The sequence below is a fragment of the Paenibacillus sp. GYB004 genome (assembly GCF_036577605.1).
In the GTDB taxonomy this organism is placed as follows: Bacteria; Bacillota; Bacilli; order Paenibacillales; family NBRC-103111; genus Paenibacillus_AB; species Paenibacillus_AB oceani.
Map to the genome: position 1 here is coordinate 38,036 of NZ_JARBDB010000055.1, position 20,943 is coordinate 58,978.

Consider the following 20,943-nt stretch of genomic DNA (forward strand, 5'->3'; position numbering starts at 1 on the left):
CTCCCACTACGCTCCGCATTTCCTAGCTTCATCCCATCTTCTCGGTGCTGAAAACCGGACTTTTTGAACTCGCACTATTAGACAATTGCGGGTAAAGAGGCAGTTGTTTCAGGTTCAGTTGTGAGCCTGTTTTTGAGCCGGGGGCTTCTCTGTGATCGACCGGAAGGCGTCCTCCAGACTGGCCGATTGCACTTCGATATCGGAGACACCCCAACCGGTTCGCAGCAGCTCCGGCAAGACGAGATCGGCGTTCCGTACATAAAGCCGGATGCGGCTGCCGCGGCTGTCCACTTTCTCGACGCCCGGAAGTTGCAGCAGTTCATGCTCGTGCGGCATCGATGCGGCCCGGAAGGAGACGGTCCGCAGACTCGCTTTCGCCTTCAGTTCGCCCGGCGTGCCTTCTGCGATAATCCGCCCGGCCGCCAGCACGGCGATATGGTCGGCGACATTGTCCGCCTCTTCCAGGTGATGCGTCGTCAGCAGTACCGTGGTGCCCTGATCCGCCAGCTCCCGGATCGTCTCCCAGAAGCGGATTCGGGCTTCGACGTCCATACCGACGGTCGGTTCGTCGAGCAGGAGCAGCTGCGGATTGCCTGCCAGGCTTTGCGCGAAGGCAAGGCGGCGGCGTTGTCCGCCGGAGAGCGAGGAGGCGCGTTTCTTCGCTTCCCCGTGAAGGCCCGATACGTCCAGCAGACGGTCGAGCGGGAGCGGATTGCGGTAGTAGCTACGCAGCAGCTGCAGCACCTCGCGAACGGTCAGGCCGTCGGCGGCTCTAGCGTCCTGCATCATAGCTCCGACCCGCTCGCGCAGCTCGGGACTGCCGGCTAGCTGGCCCAGGACGCGAATCTCGCCGGAGGTAGGTTTTAGCATGCCGAGCATCATCGAGATGGCGGTCGTTTTGCCTGCGCCGTTCGGTCCGAGCAGGGCGGATATTTTTCCGCTCTCCAGCCGGAGGTCCATGCCGTCGACAGCGCGGAAAGCGCCGAATTGTTTGACGAGCTGCTTGCTTTCAATCGCATATTTCACGGGAATCATCCTTTTCTATCAACGTTTCGCTTCGATACATTCATTGTACCTGCCGCAGGACGTCGGCAGTCAGTAAGGATTGTCATGAAGATCGGGTGACAAATGTCAGAATCCGTACGCCAGCCTCGCAGCCGGCAGTTGTTCAGGGATTGTTGAGATGGTTGCGATACAGTAGATACAGGTGATGAGAGATGAGACCCTTCAAACGACTGGAAAACTATTTGCACGTTCAGACAACCGCATCCGTTAAGCTGACGTTCGATCAGATGGAGGGAATCCTCGGTGTCCCGCTCCCTCCGGAAGCGGTCTGTCAGCCTGAATGGTGGAGCAACACGGTGATCGACGGCAGTTCGCCTGCGATGGGGTGGCTGCCGGCGTTCAGGAGAGTTTCGCGCGTAGTTCCGGGCGAGGGAGTAACCTTCGTCCGGTGCCGGTTGAGCGACCCGGATTTTAGCGTGCTCCGGTTATAGAAAGCGGCTTGGAGATAATATAAAGAGGGAACTGAAATGAAATGCCGGTTTCTCCATTTGCTTTATACGTGCTACTTTGTATACTAATGTATAGAAATACATTTCAATGTTTAAAAGGAGGACAAGTTTATGTTCGATATCGCGATTGTAGGAGCGGGACCTGCCGGCGCCAGCGCGGCCCTTTTTGCGGCGAAAGCGGGGAAGAAAGTACTTGTCATCGACAACGACCAGAGCATTACGAAACGGGCATGGGTAGAAAATCATTACGGTGTGGATCAAATATCGGGTCCGGACTTGATTGAAGTAGGCAAAAAGCAGGCCGTCAAATTCGGCGCGGAAATCGTCCAGGGGAAAGTGAGCGGAATCGAGCGCGGAGAAGGCGGTTTCTCTTTGCAAACCGAGCAAAGTTCCTACGAAGCGAAATACGTTATTTTGGCGACCGGACTTTTCGCCGATCTGGCGGAAGCGATCGGACTCGAGACCGTTCCGGGCACCGAGCCGCGGATCAAGACGATTATCAAAGCCGACAGCGCCGGCAAGACGAGCATCCCGGGCATCTGGGCGGCAGGTACGTGCGCGGGTGTGAGCGTACATACGATCATTACGTCCGGAGACGGTGCGAAGGTTGCGATTAACATCCTCAGCGAAATCAACGGAGAGCGGTACGTCGATCATGATATGATCAAGTCCTAATCCGCATAGTAGAACAGCATAAAGAAGCAAGCGTCCCTCTGACGCCCGGATTCCCGGGCAGCAGGGGGACGCTGCGTTTTCAGGCCTGTAACGCTCTCGCTACACGGTCAACGTCCAGCTTTACGGCAGAAGCGGCTGACGTCGGATACATCCCGGCTGGAATGCCGGCCGACAGGCTTTTGACGATCGCCTCCGTATCTTTCAGCAGATGGCCGGTCAGGATGCAGGCGGCGGTTTCGTCCGGGCCGATCGTACCGTCCGTCACTAGCTGCCGCAGACCTGCGACCGCTGCGGCGGATGCCGGTTCGCAGCCGATTCCGCTGCGATCGACAACCGATTTGGCCGCCAGGATGTCCTCGTCGGCGACCGAGGCCGTAACGCCGCCGGTCCGTTCAATCGCATACCGCAGCGCCTTCGGCCAGTTCGGCGGATTTCCGATATTCAGCGCCGAGGCCACCGTATCGGGGGAGAGGACCGGATGCAGCTGCCGGCGTCCTGAGCGGAGCATTGCGTGGAACGGGGACGCCCCTTGCGCCTGAATAACCGCTATGCGGGGCAGAGACTCGATCAAGCCGATCCGGTGCAGCTCCTCCAGTCCTTTGCCGAGCGCCGATGCGTTGCTGAGTGCGCCGCCCGGCAGGACGATCCAGTCGGGCAGCTTCCACCGCAAATCGTGAGCGAGCTCGAATACGATGCTTTTTTGTCCTTCGATTCGAAGCGGGTTGATCGAATTGCACACATACAACCCGAGCTGTCCGGCGTACTGCTCCAGAAACCGGATTCCTTCGTCGTAGCCGCCTTCCGTCCGAATCAGCCGGGCGCCGTACGCTTCGGTCTGCAGCGATTTGTTGGGCGATACGGCGGCTGCGGGAAGAAATACGACGGCTTCCTTGCCTGCCAGCGCAGCGTACATCGCCATCGAGGAGGACGTATTGCCGGTGGACGTGCAGGCGAACCGCTCGCAGCCAAGCCAGAGCCCGTGAGAAACGGCTGCCGTCATTCCGTTGTCTTTGAACGACCCGCTCGGGTTTTCCGATTGCGCCTTCAGCCACAGACGGCGTACGCCGGTATAACGGCGGAGCAGCTCATGCTCGTATAGTCCGGTATTGCCTTCGTATTTGGTGACGATGTGCTCGATGGGGAGCGAAGGATGGATGAGCTCCTTGTACCGCCATACGCCCCCGGAGAGCGGCGTGTGACGATCCGCCCGGCGCATATCGAACAAGCGCCTAAGCTGTTCGGCATCCGTATGACGCCAATCGTGGACCGTATCCAGCAGTCCGCCGCATTCGCATCGGTACATTACGGAACGAGCGACGGGATACTCTCTGGAACATTCGAAACAACTAAATTTCATCGGGGACGAAAAACGACCGGAAAAGCCGCACCGGCCGCTCCTCTTTCCTCCTTTGTTCTTGTTTTTGCAGCGCCGCAGTTTTAGAATAAAAGAATCTGAAGCATAAAACTAATATATATATTTATAATTTTCATAAAATAAATTTATGAATGGGGACGGGAACGTGAATTTACATGCCTTTCGTCTGTTCCATGAGGTGGTCGAAAGCGGCGGGGTGACAAAGGCGTCGGAGCGTCTGCATATTAGTCAGCCTGCCGTAACGGCACAGCTGCGCAATCTGGAGCGGGAGCTGGGGCTTACGCTGTTCCGCGCCAGAGGCCGGGGAGTCGTTCTGACGGAGCCGGGCGAGAGGCTGGCGGAGCAGGCGGCGCGGTTATTTGCGCTGGAACGCGAGATCGAGAGGGAAGCACAGCGGCTTCGCGACGGGAATACCGGCTCCGTCCGCATCGCGGCAACGTATCTGCCGGCTAACCTGCTGCTGCCGGGATGGATTGCGCCGTTCAAGCGGGACCATCCCGACGTGGATATTGTGCTGACGACGGTGAATTCCCGCACCGCTTTCCAACGGCTGCTGCGGTACGAAGCGGATCTCGCCGTCGTGGGAGGCGGCCGCGACCTGCCGGAAGGACTCGTGCGGGAGCCGCTCATGGAAGACGAACTGTGGTTTATCGTGCCGGCTGATCATCCGCTCGCAGACCGTGAGGCGGAGCTCGGTCGGGTGCTCGCCGAGCCGTTTGTCGTGCGGGAGGAAGGGAGCTCCGGCCGGGAATGGCTCTCCGCCCTGTGCCGGGTGAACGGAGTGCCCGCGCCCCGCATCGGGCTGCAGTGCAGCGGACCGGGAGAGACGGTCAAGGCGGTGGCGGCCGGCTACGGTGCGGCGATCGCATCCGCTCTGGAGGTGCGGGATGGCATCGGGCGAAAGGAGATTGCGAGGGTGAGAGTCCCGCACATCCGGCTCGATAATCCGATCGGGCTGTACCGGAGAGCAGGGGACCCGCTGCCGCCTGCGGCGGAACGATTCGCCCGGACGTTTGCCGGCGGGACGATCGCCAGGCCGGGCTTGTGAGCAGCGGAAACCTTTCCGGCTGACGAGATTCCGCTCGGCTCTGTGCCGGTGGCCGCCGACGCCGCTCAGAACTAGGTTAGTGCTTGAAAAGAAGGGGAATGACCGCCCAAAGGCAGGATGAACTCATCCTAGGAGTCGCTCTTCTGCTAATCGTCTGCGGAATCGCCGGAGCCGGGCTGTCCGTCCGGAACGCCGATACGGGCGCGAGCCTCGGCGATAAGGCGTTTGTATACTTCGATCGCCCGGGCGCGGGAAGCTTTCAGATCGACGACGGCATGCGGCAGCGGGCGGTGCACGTCCCGGTCCGACAAGCCGCGCTGGCCGGGGAGCCATCTGCGGATATATTCGCCGGAAGGGTCCCACGTCTCCGACTGGGTGACCGGGTTCATGATCCGGAAATACGGCGCGGCGTCATAACCGAGCGAGGCGGACCAGAGCCAGCCTCCCCGGTTCAGCACATTATCGGCATCGGTCAGCATCATCCGGAACGTTTGCTCGCCGAGCGTAAACGGCGCAAGCAAGTTTTTCGTCAGGAACATCGCCGTGACCATTCTTAGCCGGTTCGGCATGCTGCCCGTTTCGTTCAGCTGCGTCATCGCCGCATCGACGATCGGAATGCCGGTCCGCCCTTTTCTCCAGGCTTCGAAATGCCGGTCACCAAGCCCGGACAAGTCGTAATAGTGCTCATATTCGAAGAAAAGCGGGTCAAATACCGACTGGTACAAGTAAAAATCCCGCCAGGCGAGCTGTCGCCTCCACGCCTCGAAGTCCGGCTCCCCGAGCAGCTTGTCGTAGACGGTTCGAACCGAGATCGAGCCCGAATTGATGTAACCGCTTAGCCCGCTTGTCGCATCATCTGCATACGAATCCCTCCGCTGCGCATAATCCGGGAGCTTCTCGGCGGTGAACCGCTCCAGCCTTTCTTCGGGCGCCTCCAGGCGCACGTCCCCGCGGAACCGCTCCAGCGAGTAAGGGGGCGCATACCGCTGCCGGATCGATTCGTCCAGCACGAGCGTGCGCAAATCGGCCAGCCGGGTCGTCACGGGCGGTTGGAAATACGTATGCACGAATTCGCTCCATTTGCGGTAGAACGGGGTGAACACTTTATACGGCGATTGCCGCCCGGCGTAGCGGTGAAGTTCCTCCGGATCGGCCAGCGGCTGATCGGATATCGTCGTCAGCGGGATGCCGAGCCGGTGCAGCGTTTCATGGATGCTCGTATCCCGGTGTCTGGCGTAAGGAGTGTCGTCCCGGTGGAAGACCACCTCCGTCGCTTCGTGAACAAGCGCGATCTGCGGCACGATCTCCTCGGGTGTTCCGCATACGAGATTCAGCGTCTGGCCTTGATGCCGGTATAACGACTGAAGGCGGGCGAGCAGACCGAGGAAGCGGCGTCCGCTATGCGCACGGGCCCGTTCCGCGTTCAGGATGGCCGGGTCAAGGATAAACAAATGCAGGGAAGGAAGCCCGGTCCGGGCGATATACGCGAAAGCGGGCATGTCGGTTACCCGCAGGTCTTTGCGATGGACAAACAGAATCATCGGGCCGTCCCCCTAAAGCAGTGTACAAAGCTTATCCGTGATACAAACATTCGCAAAGACTCAGCCGTTTTCCTGCCGGAAGGGCGGAGCCTTGCCGCCGATCGCCGAACCCGTCACCGTCACCCGGTCTGCTGGAACAGTCCGTACACGTTCCGACAAGCGGTCGAATCCGGGAAAACGGTGAAAACCGGTGTCGGAGGCTATACGCCCAAAACGTGCGGATTCGCCGCCCTGCCGCTTCCTGTCGGAAGAAGCGGGGATGAACGAAATCAAGCCCTGCAGGGCGAATGGTTCGCTCCTCCAGGGCTTGGGCTTGTCCGTTCCGCTGCCTGTATTACTTGGCCTCCGCCATGAGCTGGTTGTACAGATCGTCACCAGCGATGCGGCGCGCGGTTACATAACGGGTTTTGTAATACTTCTCGCTAAGCTTGTTCTTCACTACCCCTTCGTTGGACGCCGAATGGATAAATTCGTCGTTGCCGAGGTAGATGCCGACGTGGGAAATGCCTTTGCCGTCGGTGTTAAAGAACACGAGGTCGCCGGGAATCAGATCGATCTTGTCGACCCAGGTGCCCTCTTTGGCTTGGGCTTTCGATTGATGAGCGAGATCTACGCCGAATTGATTGAAGACGTACATCGTGAAGCCCGAGCAGTCGAAGCCTTTTGTGGTCGTTCCTGCGGTTCTGTACTTCACACCGATCAGCTCGTTCACAGTTTTCTCGAGCGTCGTTTCAGCGAAAGCGCTGCCAACGGAGGTGAAGAACAGTGCGACCACGGTGGTGATCATAATAAGTGCCTTTTTCAAGTGAAGCGGACTCCTTCCAGGTGCCTACGAGGTTAGCTGAGGGTTCGGTCGAAGGTGCCCTATGATCACTTTCCTGCGAGATCAATTCACCCGGAATGGTTCCCCCGTTTCCCGGCAAGCGGGAATTCGGCATGGTTCGATTTTTTTGTTTCCGGGTAATTATAATTCGCCTTTTAGCAACGATTTCCTCCTTTTTCGCAACATTTTTTTTGAAAAATCGAAATTTCGAATCCTGAGGGCACAGAAAAACCCCTTTTCTGCGGGAGAAAAGGGGAACGGTGGAAGTCTCGCCTTGCTTGCAAATGCGGGAGCCTTAATCCGTCAGTCGGCGTAGATGCGGTATTGGGAAGCGATCGTCCATAGCTTGAACACCATATCGGTGATATGGAGCAGCTGCTGTACGATCAGGGCGGTCAACCCCGCCCAGATCAGGGAGGCCGATAAGGCGGCGGCCGTAAACGCCCCGGACAACGCGAGCAGCAGGCAGGCCAGCAGCACGATGGCCGGCAGCTTGCGGACGAACAGACCGAGTGACGATCCGAGTCCGCTTTCCGTCGTCCGGCCGAACTGGACGTACATGAAGAGAAGGCGGATCAGAAACCCGAATGCGGCATATCCCGCTGCCCAGGGCAGCAGCGCAAGCGAGAGGGAAGCGTAATCGGCGTGCTGGGCGAACGCTTTCTTGACCACCGGGAACAGCCAATATACGGGAGCCAGCGTTATCGCCATTTGCAAGACGTAGTAGAGGAAGAACGAACCGCTGAGCCGCTTGATGCCCTGCAAAAAGCGGTAGCCGGCATTCAGATGCGGATTCGCCAGAGAGTAGTAGACGCCCGCGTTCAGAACCGGCGTCAACAGCATCCGCGCCGCCGCAACTCCGACCAGCAGCCAGATGTACGGATGACTGATGTCGGTTTTCACAAGCCGGAATTGACTTTCGGCCAGGAACAGCTGCGAGGCGGCGGCAGACAGATGCTCGCCCGGGTACCGGTGCATCAGCGGAACGACGACCGATTTGACCAGCATCAGCAGCAGGAAGCCCCAGGTGAAATGATAAAGCCACAAGACGAGCAGGAGAAAGGATTGCGATAACGTATCCGTAAAGCCGTTCTTCATATAACGCATCATAGGCGGCAGTCACCTCCTCACCAGGCGAGCCCGTTTAACAAGATCTCGATCCATTTCACGATTCCGATCGTCAGGCGCGCTTTCCATGTATCGTCGACGTTCACTTGCATGAAGTTATTAATCCGCTTATGCTCGAGGATCATCGTCATCTGCGGATCGATCGCCGCCCATTCGAGAGGGGCTTCGCTCGTAATCGTATACAGCACCTGAGGGTCCCGTCCGTCCCACACTTTCTCCACATCGGACCCGTCCGTGAAATGGAAGCGGACCGGCACGTCCATATAATGGCCGCCATTTTTTTTGATTAGCACGGCGGTTTCGTAGACGGTTTTGCCGTCCTGCTTCAACGGCCGCGTCTGCACTTGCTCGATGGAATAATCGGTCATGCCGCCGCCGTAGACGAACTGATCGAAATATTCGGCCCAGCTCGTTTTCGTTACGCTTTCGAGAACGGCCTGAAAATCGCTTGTCGTCGGATGTTTGAACTTCCAGCGGTCAAAATACGTTTTCATTACCCGCAGCATCGTCTTCTGGCCGATCTGCTTCTCGATTCCGGCAAGCACGAGCTTGGCCCGCGTATAAACGTTCTCTGCGTAGCGGCTGTGTCCCCCGTATTGCCAGGAAGCCAGCTTCAGCGGCTCCGGCGAGGTCATATAACTCGATTCGATGGCAAAGTTCGGCTGCACGCCGTACTCGCTCATCATGATGAGATCTTCCGCGTAGGACGTAAAGCCTTCATCGAGCCACGCTTCCTCGAATTCGTTACTCGCCACCATGCCGTACCAATATTGATGGCCGATCTCATGGACGATCACCCGTTCCAGCTCGAAGCTGTCCGTATCTCCGGACGCTTCCCAGCCGGTGACCAGCGTCGGATATTCCATACCGCCCGCACCGTTGCCTCCCGGAGGCGGAATCACGATCGACAGCGTGGAGTAGGGGTATGTGCCGAACCATTCGCTGTATTTGGCGAGCGAACGCTTGGCCGCATAGATGTACCGGTCCTTTAATGCCTCGTGGGCGGGATCCAGGTACAGCTTGATTTTGACGCCCGGGACATTTGGCGCCGAGAACGGTTCCTCGTAATATATAAAGTTCGGGGAAGCGGCCCAGGCGAAGTCATGAACGTCGTCCGCATAAAACTGATACGTCTTCTTCGTGCCGTCGTCCGAGGCGGGCTTGGTCGGAAACCCGGTAGCCGCCACCGTATAATTCGAAGGAACCTGGATGCGGACGTTATACATGCCGAAGTCGGAGTAAAACTCGGAGTTGCCGTGGTACTGATGGGTGTTCCAGCCTTCCTCTTCGCGTCCGCGCGTACCTTTCGGCTCGTAGACGGCGACTTTCGGAAACCATTGGCCGGCCATGACGAAATCGCCGACATACCCCATGCGGGCGAACACGTAAGGGAGCTTGACCGAGAAACGAATTTTGATAGTCGTCTCCGCGCCCGGATTGACCGGCTGGGGCAGGCGGATTTTCATCAGCGTCTGGTCCTGCTTGTTGCCGTCGTCCGGCTGGATGAACTGCATCGAGCGCATCAGATCGACGCCGTCTTCCGTTTGAATCGATTCAAGGCTCATGTGGCCGAAGCTGTCTTCCTTCATCTGATCGTTCCGCAGTTTGCCTCCCGATTCGCGCAGAAACGTCGACTTTTTGGATTGAAACGCGTTCGGATACAGATGGAAGACCAGCTCGCTGACCGGCTTCGACCCCGGATTTTTCCAAGTAAGCGACTGGGCGCCGGCCAGCGTCTTCTGCTCCGCGTCGAGCTGCACCGAGATATGATACTCCACGATGCGTTTGCTGAGCGGCTTCGGAGTATCGTTCACGGCGGGGGCCGGCGGCTCCAGCGCTTGTGCCGACGGTTCGTTCAGGGCGGACAGCGATGCGGGGGACTCGGGGCGTTCCGCGAACTGGGCGATCGTAATCGTCCCGGCGATCAGCAGGATCAGGAGCAGCCATAAGGTGTTGCGTTTGGACAGGCGGTTGATCATAAACGATTCTCACCCCGTTGACAAGCATCTACAGCATGTATATGTTTGCATTTGCCGGATTATTAGCTAAAATAAATAGAAAGGTACGATTTTTCAGCAATATAATCTGGAGGTCCGCACTGTAGAGGGCTTCGATAAGAAGTCTTACTTAGGGGTCTTATATGGAAGGTGATAGCCATGGAAACAGGTGAAAAAGGGAAAAAGCTCGCGCTGAACGTGGTGAGCAATAAAGAACATAAAGGATTCGGCGCCGGCGCGCTCGACCTGTCCAATCTGTCCAGCATCATTATTGATGGGGAAGATGCATACATCGACCTGGGTGCCATTCATGCGAAAAGCAAAGTGGAGCGCGGGATCAAATTTTCGATGAATAAGGACGACACGCCGAATGGCCGCAAGTGCTGGATCGTATGGGTATACGTGGGGCGCAGCGAGGAAGGACCGTTTTATGCCGGAGTCACGGCATGCGAGATGCTTGTCGATACCGAAGCGCGCAGAGGGTGGAAGATTCTTGCCGATCACGTAAATAAAATGGATTACGCCCTGAAGCAGCGCATCATTCTCGACGGGTTGAGCGATGGCGAGAAGGCGGCGCTGAAGCGCGTATTAGCCGAGCATAACGCCGAGTGGTGGGAACGTTCGGGAGAAGCGCTCAAGCAAGGGCTTGCCTAATTCCGGGGGGCATAGGCCGATCGGAAGCCGATAAGAAGACCGGGAGGATAAGGGTTTCATACGGCGGTCCGACCGGCCCAAAATGATTTGTGTCGATTGTGTGTCAGCCGTTGTGAGATTTGGGCTTCTCGGTTAAACTAATTGGAGTATATTTGCACAATATACTAGGACAGCAAAAAGGCAGACGATTTTCGTCTGCCTTTTTGTGTTGGTGTCCGGCGGATGCGGAGCGGGAAATAGGGCGCTGCACTGAGGAAATCCCCTCTTCGCCGCTGCGGGGAGCCGGCGCGGCTGCAACTGCCGGCCGGCAACTATGTTTCCCATCCGGAAGCCGGGACGCACCCGTCACTCCCTCCTGTATCATTCAGTCGTTCCACCAGCGCTTCAAGTCGTCCCACCACGATCTGCCGGTTTTCTTTGGCGCATCCTTGCCGTCGCTCGGCACGGCCGTTCCTTGATCGGAGCAGTATTCGGTCGGTTCCGTCCCTTTGACGAATACTTCGATCCGGGGATTCGGGCATTTGTCGGTAGCCAGCTTCCCGGAAGCCGGATCGATGTAGACGCTCGTAACATTGTCCGGCATCGGGAACAGCTTCGGCGGCACCGCCTCGAGCGCGTGCTCGGTAAAGTCGGCGAAGATCGGCGCCGCCTTGTAGGACTCCACGGCGCTGATCGTGCGATCGCGGTCGTAGCCGACCCAGACGGCGGTGGCGAGCTCCGGTGTAAAGCCGACCATCCAGGCGTCGGTGTTCGTCGTCCCGGTTTTGCCGGCAACGGGGCGCTTGATCTGTTCGGCGACCCGGCTCGCCGTAGCTCCGGGGTCGAATACGCTCTTCATTAGATTCGTCAGCACGTAGGCGTATTCGGGCTCGACCACTTTTTCTTTTTTCGGCTTCGACTCATATAGAAGCTTTCCTGTGGCCGATTCGATTCGCGTGATCACCGTCGGTTCGACCCGCACGCCCTGATTGGCGAGAACCGCAAAGGCGGACGCCATCTCCAGCGGGCTTACCGGAAACGTTCCGAGCGCGAGCGAAGGAAGCGGCTCCAGCCTGCTTGTAATCCCGAGCTTGCGGGCGGTCTCGATGACTTTGTCCGCTCCCACCTGCTGAATCGTATGGACCGCGTAGATGTTGTCCGACTTGGCGATCGCTTCCCGCAAATCGATCAGGCCGTTCGGGTATTTATTGTTGAAATTGTTCGGCGTATACGTTTGGCGTCCGTTGTCGTATTCGAATACGGTCGGCTCGCTTTTGAACTGGCTAACGGCCGTGACCGTTTTTTGCTGAAGCGCGGTTAAATAAACGAAAGGCTTGAAGGCCGACCCCGGCTGGCGGCTTGTAGAGACGGCACGGTTGAACTGATTGTCCCCGTACAGCTTCCCGCCGACCATGGCCCGGACGTAACCGGTACGAGGGTCGACTGCCACTAGAGCCGCCTGCAGTTCATCTTCATCGGGCAACGCCCTGGTCACTGCTTCCTCCGCCGTTTTCTGCATATCGAGATCCAGCGTCGTATAGATGCGGATGCCACCTTCGTCGAATTCCCGTTCGTCGATCCCGAGCCGGTCGATCGCTACCCTGCGCACGTAATCGCGGAAGTAAGGCGCCTGGACGACTGCCGCTTTTTTGCCGGCCGGCTGGTAGACGAGCTCCTCCCGCTTGGCTTCCTCCGCTTCCTTGGACGTAATGAAGCCTTGGCTGGCCATCTCCGTCAAGATCAGTTCCTGCCGCTCCTTGGCATTGTCCCGGTCGAAGAAAGGCGAGTAGTAGCGGGGACCTTTGGGCACCCCTGCGATCATCGCGCTTTCCGCAAGCGTCAGCTCCCCTACATTTTTGCCGAAAAACAGCTTGGCGGCGGCCTGGACACCATAGGCGGAATTGCCGTAGTAGGTGGCGTCGTTCAGATACATCTCCATAATCTGATCTTTGCTCAGCTGCATCTCAAGCTGCACCGCATACATCGCTTCTTTTATTTTCCGCGACCAGGTCCGGTCCTGGGTTAAATACAGGTTGCGGGCGAGCTGCTGCGTCAGCGTGCTGGCCCCTTGCACGCGGTCCATATGCTGAAAGTTGACAACGACCGCCCGCGCAATTCCCCTGACGTCGAGTCCGATATGATCGTAAAACCGTTTATCTTCTATTGCCAGCGTCGCATCTATTAAATGTTTCGGTATGCCCGAAAGCGGCACGAATTCCCGATTTTTGCCGGACTGGAACGAGCTGATCAGGTTGCCGTGCATGTCGTACATCTGGGAAGACAAGGCGAACGTGCCTACGGGAAGGGCTTGGGAACGCAGATAAAGCGCCAGTACAACGAGGCACGCCAGTCCGATCAGAGCGCAGCTGAACAGAAACGTCACCGCTTTGCGGAAACGTCCCTTTCGCGGGCGGCGGCCCGGTTTCGGCTCTACGCGGGCGGCGCGGCTTTGTTTGCGGCTGACGCTTTCCTCCATGGCGATCCCTCTTTCCCTCATCGCTGCCTGATGAAATAATCGGTGCTGGTTTACTTTGGAAACCGATAGTCTTACTAGTATGGAAAAAGTTGAGCCCGGCTATTCATCATTAGAAGAAAGAAATGATCGGCCGTCCTGAATTTACTTGGAAGTACAGGATGTTTGGTTGATTGATTTGTTATTTGAGGTTTCCCATCGAAGATATTAAGTTCAACCTATATAGTTGCATTTTTGCGCCGATTTACTATAATACAGACTGGTGCGATTTCATTTTCGGCCGCGGTCAAGTATAATCAACTTTATTAACTGGAAAGAGGGATGCCCCAATGGAATTGTGGTACACGGAGAAGCAGACCGAGCAATTCGGCATAACGGCTAAAATTAAAGAAACGCTGGTCACGGAAAAGACCGATTTCCAAGACTTGGCGATGATCGATACGGTTGAGTGGGGCCGAATGCTTGTGCTGGACGGTATGGTCATGACGACTGTGCGCGACGAGTTCGTGTACCATGAGATGGTGGCGCATCCCGCGCTGTACACTCACCCGAACCCGAAGCATGTGCTCGTAGTCGGCGGCGGAGACGGCGGTGTCATCCGCGAGGTGCTGAAGCACCCGCAGGTGGAGAAAGCGGTATTGGTCGAAATCGACGGTAAAGTCATCGAGTATTCCAAAAAATATTTGCCCGAAATCGCAGGCGAATTGGACAACCCCCGGGTGCAGGTCATCGTCAACGACGGCTATATGCACATCCATGATCATAAAAATACGTACGACGTTATTATGGTAGACTCGACGGAGCCGGTAGGTCCGGCGGTCGAATTGTTCTCCCGCGGCTTTTATCAGGGCATCTACGAAGCGTTGAAGGAAGACGGTATCTTCGTCGCCCAGACAGACAACCCTTGGTTCAAGGCGGATCTGATCCGCACCGTACACCGCGACGTAAGCGAAATATTCCCGATCGTGCGCGTATACGGGGCGAACATTCCGACGTATCCGAGCGGGCTGTGGACGTTTACGATGGGAAGCAAAACCTACGATCCGCTGCAAGTGGACGAGGCGAGCATTCCGGAGATCGATACGAAATATTACTCTCCTCGGCTTCATAAAGCGGCGTTTGCGCTGCCTAAGTTCGTTGAGGATTTGGTTCGCGGATAATGCCAACAGTCGCGGGAAGAGATGAAGGGAAGCCTTCGTCTCTTTTTTTTGCTTCCCGGGGACGGATTGAAATTCCGGCGGCCGTCATATACACTAAGAACGGTTAAGGAACAATTGGGAGGCTGTCGATTCAATATGGACAACCAAGTGGAAAGGGAAAAGATTACCTTCTGGCGAGTTTTGTCTGGAATCCCCTACCTTACAATGCTTATTCAATCAAGGGATTCCGGACAACCTGTTTGAGCAGAAGAAGGTAACTTTTCACTTGGAACGACCTGCTAACACTTCTACTCAATGAATCGACAGCCTCTATTGGAATACATAGGCGGGAGCGAACGGAAACATGAAACGAACGGTCCGAATCCGCATCGAAAGCAGGCAAGCGGGGCAAAGCCATGTCCAGGAAACGGCTGGCGAGCTTTATCATAAGCAGGAATCGTACTACTTGCGCTACACGGAGCCGGACTCGGAATCAGGGAAGACGACGGCGACGGTGAAGTGGGACGACAAGATGGTCAAGGTTTTTCGTCACGGGGACGTTCAGTCCGACCTGACGTTTATTTCCGGTACCCGAACCGCAGGTTACTACGAGCTGCCACAGGGCCGGATGGAGATGGAATGCTTCACGCACGGTATCGAGCGCAAGCTCGACCGAGGATTGGGCACCTTGTCCTGGAGCTACGATTTGTACGCAAACGGCGTACATGCCGGGCGAATCCGGCTGAGGGTAGTCATTGAGGAGGAACAAGCGGAATGAGCGCTATCGAACGGATCGAACGTTTATTGAAGGAAACGATTACGCTGGCGGCAGCGGAGGCGGGAATTGCCGGACCGGCCGAGCTTCCGGCCATCGGGCTGGAAGTGCCGAAGGAGAAGGCGCACGGGGATTTGTCAACCAATATCGCGATGCAGCTGAGCCGGGTGGCGAAGCAAAATCCGCGACAAATCGCCGAGCGGCTGATCGCCTGTCTCGATACGAAGAAGGCGTACATCGCCAAGGTCGAGATTGCGGGTCCGGGTTTTATTAATTTCTTCATGGATAAAAGCTATTTGTATGAAGTGATTCCGGAAGTGCTGGCGGCGGACGCCGATTACGGACGCGTGAATACGGGCGGGGGCCAAAAGGTGCAGGTTGAGTTCGTCAGCGCCAATCCGACCGGAAGCCTTCATCTCGGTCATGCCAGGGGTGCCGCGATCGGGGACGCCCTGTGCAACGTGCTCGATTTCGCGGGCTACCAGGTCAGCCGGGAGTATTACATCAACGACGCGGGCAATCAGGTGGACAACCTGGCCAAGTCGATCGAGGCGCGTTATTTGCAGGCGCTCGGGCGGGAAGCGGACATGCCGGAGGACGGCTACTACGGCGAAGATATCAAAGGGTTTGCCCAGGAGCTGAAAGAGCAGGAGGGCGACAAGCTGCTGGAGCTGTCCGAAGCGGAGCGGCTTGCTTATTTCAAGTCGTACGGGCTTGGCAAAGAGCTCGACAAAATCAAACGCGACCTGGCCAGATTCCGCGTTTCCTTCGACGAATGGTATAGCGAAACGTCGCTATACACGGACGGGAAAATCGCGCCGGTGCTGGAGCAGCTTCGGAGCGGCGGCCACATCTTCGAGGAAGAAGGCGCCACATGGCTTCGAACGACCCCGCTCGGCGACGACAAGGACCGGGTGCTGGTGAAAAATGACGGAAGCTACACGTACCTTACGCCGGATATCGCGTATCACCGTACGAAGTACGACCGCGGCTTCGATGAGATGATCAATATATGGGGAGCCGACCATCACGGATACATCCCCCGTGTGAAGGCGGCTATGGCCGCGCTCAGTTACGATCCGACAAAGCTGACGGTATTGATCGCACAGATGGTCAGCTTGTACCAGAACGGCGAGAAGGTCAAAATGTCCAAGCGGACCGGCAAGGCGGTCACGATGCAGGATCTGATGGACGAGGTCGGCGTCGATGCGATCCGTTACTTCTTTACGATGCGCAGCAACGATTCCCACCTGGATTTCGATATGGATCTTGCGATCTCCAAATCGAACGAGAATCCGGTGTTTTACGTCCAATACGCACACGCCCGGATCTGCAGCATCTTCCGGCAGGCGGAGGAGCAGGGCGTCGCCCTGCAGCCTCTCGATATGATCGACTGGTCGGTCCTGCAGTCGGAAGCGGAGTTCGATCTGCTGCGCAAGATGGGAGAACTGCCCGCCGAGATTGCCGAAGCCGCAGCCCAATATGCGCCGCATCGGCTGATCCGGTACGTGTACGAGCTGTCTTCCGAATTCCATAGCTACTACAAGGCGGAGCGGGTCATCACCGAGAATGCCGATCTGACGCAAGCCCGGCTCGCGCTGCTGGCTGCCCTTCGCGTCGTCATCCGCAACGTGCTCTCGCTGGTCGGCGTGTCGGCGCCCGCCTCGATGTAAGCGGGACGCGGAGAACAGGCGGGGTGCGTCTGCCCCCGCCTGTTAAGTTCCCAGATGCCGGAGCGCCCGCATGGCATCGACCTCGCCAGCCCGGATGCCGGATCGGGACTTAAGCCCGGTTACCGGATTGGACGTTTTTTGCAGCAGCGACTTGATGTCCCCGGGGGTTAGCTCCGGCCGGATCGTCAGCATAAGCGCGATGACGCCGGAAATATGCGAGGTAGCCATGGACGTGCCGCTCAGCTCCATATATTTATGCTGCAACCAGGTCGATTTGATTTTATCGCCGGGTGCGTAGATGTCTATCGATCGTCCTTTATTGCTGAACGAGGCAATCTTTCGGTTAGGCGCCGTAGCTCCTACGGAGATGACCTGAGAGAAGCGGGCGGGATAATCGATGGAGGACTGCTTGCCTTCGTTGCCGGAGGAGGCGACGATGACGATACCCAGCTTATGGGCGTTGCGCACGGCGTCGTGCAGCGATTTGCTGCGGTTTTTCATGCCGAAGCTCATGTTGATGATATGCATCCGGTTATGAACGCACCAGTCGATGCCCATCACGATGTCGGAGACGTAGGCGGTTCCGTTGTTGTCGAACGCTTTGACCGGATGGATCATCGCGAGAGGAGCGACGCCGAGTATTCCCGATGAGCGGTTGGACGCAGCGATCGTCCCCGATATATGCGTGCCGTGGCCGTTGTCGTCGGTTGGCAGCAGGGAGCGGTTCAGCAGGTTGATCCCCCGCGAGATGCGGCCCCGCAAGTCGGGATGGGAATAATCGATGCCGGTATCGACGACGCCGATCCGGATTCGGCTGCCGCGCGTTTCCTTCCAGGCTTCCGGCGCCTTGATCTGCTTGACGCCCCATGGAATGGAGTTGCCGGCCTGGCGGAGCAGCACCGGCTGCTGCGGGTGCCGGATGCGGGCGGCGTGGACGCGAATCGGGATATCCTCTTCAATAAGCCGGATGCTCGGGTGTTGGAGCGGAGGGGAACCGGATTTCATCGTACAGCAAATCGCATGAATGATTTTCATCGGACGGATCACCGATTTTACGGGGAACAGCTCGCCGGCTTCTTCGAAAGCGGCCATAAACCGGGTGTAGGCCGATCTCGTTTTGAAGTGGATGATATGGCGTTTCTCCGCTACCCGGGACGATCCGATCGCTTCGTGCAGCATATGCAGCAGCGCCGATTCGCTCAAGTGAATTCCCTCCCCTGCAGCTGAAGTCGTTTACGCGATTATCATATGAACCTGTACCATATGCCCGCATGAGATGAGCGCCTTTTTTCGCGAAAGTTAGGCAGACGGTTGTGTCAACGGATCGGCGGGCTCATAGTATGAATAGAGGGCGCGTAGGGCTCTCTTGTCGTATGCAAGGTGGTGAACGGTCGTTCATCGTCCATGCGGATACAGTCTCAGCGGAAGTCGACGAGTTCGGCTTCCGTTTTTTTTTTTGCGGGTGGATTTTGCCGGCTGTTTGCCGGATACGCCGGTAGTTGCATTTTTGCATAAAATAGGTTTTACTTAATGAAGATAATGGGCATTTTAGAGAAGTGAACGTCGCTTGCGGCCGGCAGGGCGAGCAAGTATACGAATCGGTTGTCATCAGACCATGTTGGAAGGGAAGTGCTGGCCATGAGCAGCCAATATACGCTGAAGATCAATGCGGAACAAGCCAAAGAGATGCCGATGGTCGATCTCGCATTTGAAGTGTTGAAAGCATCCAAGAACCCGTACTATTATCGGGACCTGATGCAGGAAATCGCAAAAATCAAAGGTTTGACCGATGAAGAAGTGATGCAAGTGATTGCGCAGTTATATACGGAGATTAATATAGACGGAAGATTTGCATGCGTCGGCACGAACCTGTGGGGACTGAAGCGCTGGTATCCGGTCGAGAAATCCGAGGATGGTGTCAATACCTCCAAACATCCGCGCATTATTAACGACGACGATGATGACGACTACTTCACCGAGGAAGAGGAAGCTGAAGAAGAGTACGAGGCGTATGAAGGCGAAGACGAGTTCAGCGGGGAAGAGGAAGAAGACTTTTACCAGGACGAGGAAACGATCGACGACGCTGAGATTGAAGAAGTAGAAGGCGAAATCGAAGAGATTGACGAGGAAGCCGAGGAAGAAGACGACTTCGAGGAAGACGAAGAGGCCGCAGAGGCTGAAGACGACGAAGAAGACGATGACGGCAAGAAATAAGGGGCTGAAAAGGGCGGACTTGCGATCGCCGTCCGCCCGCCAAGTTCCCTTGACAGTCACCCGGCGACCGGGTAAACTATGTTTTGGGCTGTAGATTTACAATTCGGCAACGAATCCGACAAAGTGCCCCGTTCGCGGGAGTCACTTTTATTTTTTTTGCCCGACAAGCCGGGCGGACTTGTTTTCAGACTTGAACGGAGGTTTACAAACGTGACCAAGTATATTTTCGTAACAGGCGGCGTCGTTTCTTCGCTCGGTAAAGGCATTACCGCTGCGTCCTTGGGCAGATTGCTCAAAAATCGGGGGCTGAAGGTAACCATTCAGAAGTTCGATCCGTATATCAACGTCGATCCGGGAACGATGAGCCCGTACCAGCACGGTGAAGTTTTCGTAACCGACGACGGTGCGGAGACCGATCTGGACCTCGGCCACTACGAGCGGTTTATCGATATTAATTTGTCCAAGACGAGCAACGTAACGACAGGGAAAATCTATTCCTCGGTCATTACGAAAGAGCGCCGCGGCGAATATTTGGGCGGAACCGTTCAGGTTATCCCTCATATTACGAACGAAATCAAGGATCGTGTATTCCGTGCGGGACGGGAGACGCAATCGGATATTGTCATCACGGAAATCGGCGGTACGGTCGGGGATATCGAAAGCTTGCCGTTCCTCGAGGCGATCCGTCAAATCAAGAGCGATATCGGCCGCGAGAACGTCATGTACATTCACGTTACGCTGATTCCTTACCTGAAGGCTGCAGGAGAAGTGAAAACGAAGCCGACCCAGCACAGCGTCAAGGAACTTCGCAGCATCGGCATTCAGCCGCAGGTTATCGTATGCCGGACCGAATATCCGCTCGCCGAAGAGATGAAGCGGAAGCTGGCTTTGTTCTGCGACATCGATTCGGATGCGGTGATCGAGTGCCAGGATGCGGACACGCTGTACGAAGTGCCGATGATTTTGCGGGAGCAAGGGCTTGACGATATCGTCGTTAAGCATCTGAAGCTCGACGCGTTCCGCAATCCTCCGGACATGACCGAGTGGGAGCGGCTCGTAGCTAAAGTCAAATCGCTTCGCAACCGGACGGAGATCGCTATCGTAGGCAAATACGTAGCGCTTCACGACGCTTATTTGAGCATTGTCGAAGCTTTGGGTCATGCAGGCATCGACTGCGACACCGACGTTAAGATTCGCTGGGTCAACGCTGAGGAAATTTACGATCATAATGTGGCCGAGCTGCTTAGCGGCGTTCACGGCATTCTCGTACCGGGTGGGTTTGGAGACCGGGGGATCGAAGGCAAGATATCGGCGATCCGGTATGCCCGCGAAAATCGCGTTCCGTTTTTCGGCATCTGCCTCGGCATGCAGGTTGCTGTCGTCGAATACGCACGGTCCGTCGCCAACCTGGAAGGGGCGAACAGCTCGGAGATTCATCCGACTACGCCGTATCCGGTCATCGATCTTCTGCCGGAACAGAAAGATATCGAGGATCTAGGGGGCACGATGCGGCTTGGGCTGTACCCTTGCAAAATCGCCGAAGGCTCGCTGGCTATGCGATGCTACGAAGACGAGCTCGTATATGAGCGTCATCGGCACCGGTATGAGTTCAACAACGAATATCGCGAGCTGCTGGAGTCGGCCGGCTTGAAAATATCGGGCACTTCCCCGGACGGACGACTGGTGGAGGTCGTGGAGCTGCCGGATCACCCGTGGTTTTTGGCGGTGCAATTCCATCCGGAGTTTACGTCCAGACCGAACCGTCCGCAGCCGCTGTTCAAACATTTTGTGAGAGCTTCGATGGAGCTGGCGGTCCAAACGGACTGAAACAATAACTTTTTTTGTAAAACCTGACAACTTTCTTTGGAATCCAGCAGGAATCCGAAGAACCGCAGCGAATGAGTAATTAGTAATGAGACGGATCGGCACGCCATA

General features: G+C 56.7%; 17 protein-coding genes and 1 riboswitch. Of the genes, 9 read left to right on the plus strand and 8 right to left on the minus strand.

All coding sequences use genetic code 11. The annotated features are described in order from the left end of the window. Positions 1-114: 114 nt before the first annotated feature. Positions 115-1,035, minus strand: coding sequence for an ATP-binding cassette domain-containing protein (locus PV433_RS23095; RefSeq protein ID WP_442951567.1), 921 nt, complete (start codon positions 1,033-1,035; stop codon positions 115-117). A 182-nt stretch (positions 1,036-1,217) separates the two neighbouring features. Between PV433_RS23095 and PV433_RS23100 the strand changes: the two genes are divergently transcribed. Together PV433_RS23100 and PV433_RS23105 are read left to right on the plus strand one after the other, a co-directional pair. Next, a complete protein-coding gene (locus PV433_RS23100; protein ID WP_332074400.1) occupies positions 1,218-1,496 on the plus strand; it encodes a DUF7662 domain-containing protein in 279 nt (92 codons plus the stop codon). Between the two features lie 129 nt (positions 1,497-1,625). Beyond that, on the plus strand, positions 1,626-2,189 hold the full coding sequence (locus tag PV433_RS23105; RefSeq protein WP_332074401.1) for an FAD-dependent oxidoreductase: 564 nt from the start codon (positions 1,626-1,628) through the stop codon (positions 2,187-2,189). A gap of 79 nt (positions 2,190-2,268) precedes the next feature. Here the strand turns inward: PV433_RS23105 and thrC are convergent, their stop codons facing one another. Beyond that, on the minus strand, positions 2,269-3,546 hold the full coding sequence (thrC, locus tag PV433_RS23110) for a threonine synthase (RefSeq protein ID WP_332074402.1): 1,278 nt from the start codon (positions 3,544-3,546) through the stop codon (positions 2,269-2,271). A 163-nt stretch (positions 3,547-3,709) separates the two neighbouring features. Here thrC and PV433_RS23115 point away from each other — a divergent pair, with 163 nt between their 5' ends. Continuing rightward, positions 3,710-4,612 carry a LysR family transcriptional regulator gene (locus tag PV433_RS23115; protein ID WP_332074403.1) on the plus strand — a complete coding sequence of 301 codons (903 nt, stop codon included), beginning with the start codon at positions 3,710-3,712 and terminating at the stop codon, positions 4,610-4,612. A 146-nt stretch (positions 4,613-4,758) separates the two neighbouring features. Here PV433_RS23115 and PV433_RS23120 read toward each other — a convergent pair whose 3' ends face one another. From PV433_RS23120 to PV433_RS23135, 4 genes are all read right to left on the minus strand, one after another. Next, on the minus strand, positions 4,759-6,153 hold the full coding sequence (locus tag PV433_RS23120; RefSeq protein WP_332074404.1) for a cryptochrome/photolyase family protein: 1,395 nt from the start codon (positions 6,151-6,153) through the stop codon (positions 4,759-4,761). Between the two features lie 334 nt (positions 6,154-6,487). Continuing rightward, positions 6,488-6,958: a C40 family peptidase gene (locus PV433_RS23125; RefSeq protein ID WP_332074405.1), complete on the minus strand. Its 471-nt coding sequence runs from the start codon at positions 6,956-6,958 to the stop codon at positions 6,488-6,490. Between the two features lie 6 nt (positions 6,959-6,964). After that, positions 6,965-7,100, minus strand: a riboswitch (cyclic di-AMP (ydaO/yuaA leader). Between the two features lie 179 nt (positions 7,101-7,279). Further along, positions 7,280-8,086, minus strand: coding sequence for a hypothetical protein (locus PV433_RS23130; protein WP_332074406.1), 807 nt, complete (start codon positions 8,084-8,086; stop codon positions 7,280-7,282). A gap of 17 nt (positions 8,087-8,103) precedes the next feature. Further along, positions 8,104-10,083: a M1 family metallopeptidase gene (locus PV433_RS23135; RefSeq protein ID WP_332074407.1), complete on the minus strand. Its 1,980-nt coding sequence runs from the start codon at positions 10,081-10,083 to the stop codon at positions 8,104-8,106. Positions 10,084-10,260: 177 nt separating this feature from the next. Between PV433_RS23135 and PV433_RS23140 the strand changes: the two genes are divergently transcribed. After that, the gene (locus PV433_RS23140) at positions 10,261-10,755 is read left to right on the plus strand and encodes a YwhD family protein (protein WP_190923522.1); all 495 of its coding nucleotides are present in this window, start codon (positions 10,261-10,263) and stop codon (positions 10,753-10,755) included. 364 nt (positions 10,756-11,119) lie between these two features. Here the strand turns inward: PV433_RS23140 and PV433_RS23145 are convergent, their stop codons facing one another. Beyond that, a complete protein-coding gene (locus PV433_RS23145; protein ID WP_332074408.1) occupies positions 11,120-13,210 on the minus strand; it encodes a transglycosylase domain-containing protein in 2,091 nt (696 codons plus the stop codon). A gap of 326 nt (positions 13,211-13,536) precedes the next feature. Between PV433_RS23145 and speE the strand changes: the two genes are divergently transcribed. The 3 genes from speE (at position 13,537) to argS (ending at position 16,794) form a co-directional block, all read left to right on the plus strand. Then, positions 13,537-14,367, plus strand: coding sequence for a polyamine aminopropyltransferase (gene speE, locus PV433_RS23150; RefSeq protein WP_190923518.1), 831 nt, complete (start codon positions 13,537-13,539; stop codon positions 14,365-14,367). Positions 14,368-14,710: 343 nt separating this feature from the next. Next, positions 14,711-15,124 (plus strand): DUF1934 domain-containing protein, encoded by a 414-nt coding sequence (locus tag PV433_RS23155; RefSeq protein ID WP_332074409.1) that lies wholly within the window; start codon positions 14,711-14,713, stop codon positions 15,122-15,124. Next, complete coding sequence (argS, locus tag PV433_RS23160; protein ID WP_332074410.1) at positions 15,121-16,794, plus strand: arginine--tRNA ligase; 1,674 nt, start codon at positions 15,121-15,123, stop codon at positions 16,792-16,794. Before PV433_RS23155 ends, argS begins: the two co-directional genes overlap by 4 nt. A gap of 42 nt (positions 16,795-16,836) precedes the next feature. Here the strand turns inward: argS and PV433_RS23165 are convergent, their stop codons facing one another. Beyond that, on the minus strand, positions 16,837-17,997 hold the full coding sequence (locus tag PV433_RS23165) for a S8 family peptidase (protein ID WP_332074411.1): 1,161 nt from the start codon (positions 17,995-17,997) through the stop codon (positions 16,837-16,839). A 435-nt stretch (positions 17,998-18,432) separates the two neighbouring features. Here PV433_RS23165 and rpoE point away from each other — a divergent pair, with 435 nt between their 5' ends. Both rpoE and PV433_RS23175 read left to right on the plus strand, forming a co-directional pair. Next, positions 18,433-19,008: a DNA-directed RNA polymerase subunit delta gene (rpoE, locus tag PV433_RS23170; protein WP_332074412.1), complete on the plus strand. Its 576-nt coding sequence runs from the start codon at positions 18,433-18,435 to the stop codon at positions 19,006-19,008. A 210-nt stretch (positions 19,009-19,218) separates the two neighbouring features. Next, positions 19,219-20,835: a CTP synthase gene (locus PV433_RS23175; protein ID WP_190923510.1), complete on the plus strand. Its 1,617-nt coding sequence runs from the start codon at positions 19,219-19,221 to the stop codon at positions 20,833-20,835. The last annotated feature ends 108 nt before the right edge of the window (positions 20,836-20,943 follow it).

What these genes read in the sequence shown, in the direction of transcription:
- PV433_RS23095 (WP_442951567.1), bottom strand. Translation starts at nt 1,035, where the DNA reads ATGATTCCCGTGAAATATGCGATTGAAAGCAAGCAGCTCGTCAAACAA.
- PV433_RS23100 (WP_332074400.1), top strand. Translation starts at nt 1,218, where the DNA reads ATGAGACCCTTCAAACGACTGGAAAACTATTTGCACGTTCAGACAACC.
- PV433_RS23105 (WP_332074401.1), top strand. Translation starts at nt 1,626, where the DNA reads ATGTTCGATATCGCGATTGTAGGAGCGGGACCTGCCGGCGCCAGCGCG.
- thrC (WP_332074402.1), bottom strand. Translation starts at nt 3,546, where the DNA reads ATGAAATTTAGTTGTTTCGAATGTTCCAGAGAGTATCCCGTCGCTCGT.
- PV433_RS23120 (WP_332074404.1), bottom strand. Translation starts at nt 6,153, where the DNA reads ATGATTCTGTTTGTCCATCGCAAAGACCTGCGGGTAACCGACATGCCC.
- PV433_RS23130 (WP_332074406.1), bottom strand. Translation starts at nt 8,086, where the DNA reads ATGATGCGTTATATGAAGAACGGCTTTACGGATACGTTATCGCAATCC.
- PV433_RS23135 (WP_332074407.1), bottom strand. Translation starts at nt 10,083, where the DNA reads ATGATCAACCGCCTGTCCAAACGCAACACCTTATGGCTGCTCCTGATC.
- PV433_RS23140 (WP_190923522.1), top strand. Translation starts at nt 10,261, where the DNA reads ATGGAAACAGGTGAAAAAGGGAAAAAGCTCGCGCTGAACGTGGTGAGC.
- PV433_RS23145 (WP_332074408.1), bottom strand. Translation starts at nt 13,210, where the DNA reads ATGGAGGAAAGCGTCAGCCGCAAACAAAGCCGCGCCGCCCGCGTAGAG.
- speE (WP_190923518.1), top strand. Translation starts at nt 13,537, where the DNA reads ATGGAATTGTGGTACACGGAGAAGCAGACCGAGCAATTCGGCATAACG.
- PV433_RS23155 (WP_332074409.1), top strand. Translation starts at nt 14,711, where the DNA reads ATGAAACGAACGGTCCGAATCCGCATCGAAAGCAGGCAAGCGGGGCAA.
- argS (WP_332074410.1), top strand. Translation starts at nt 15,121, where the DNA reads ATGAGCGCTATCGAACGGATCGAACGTTTATTGAAGGAAACGATTACG.
- rpoE (WP_332074412.1), top strand. Translation starts at nt 18,433, where the DNA reads ATGAGCAGCCAATATACGCTGAAGATCAATGCGGAACAAGCCAAAGAG.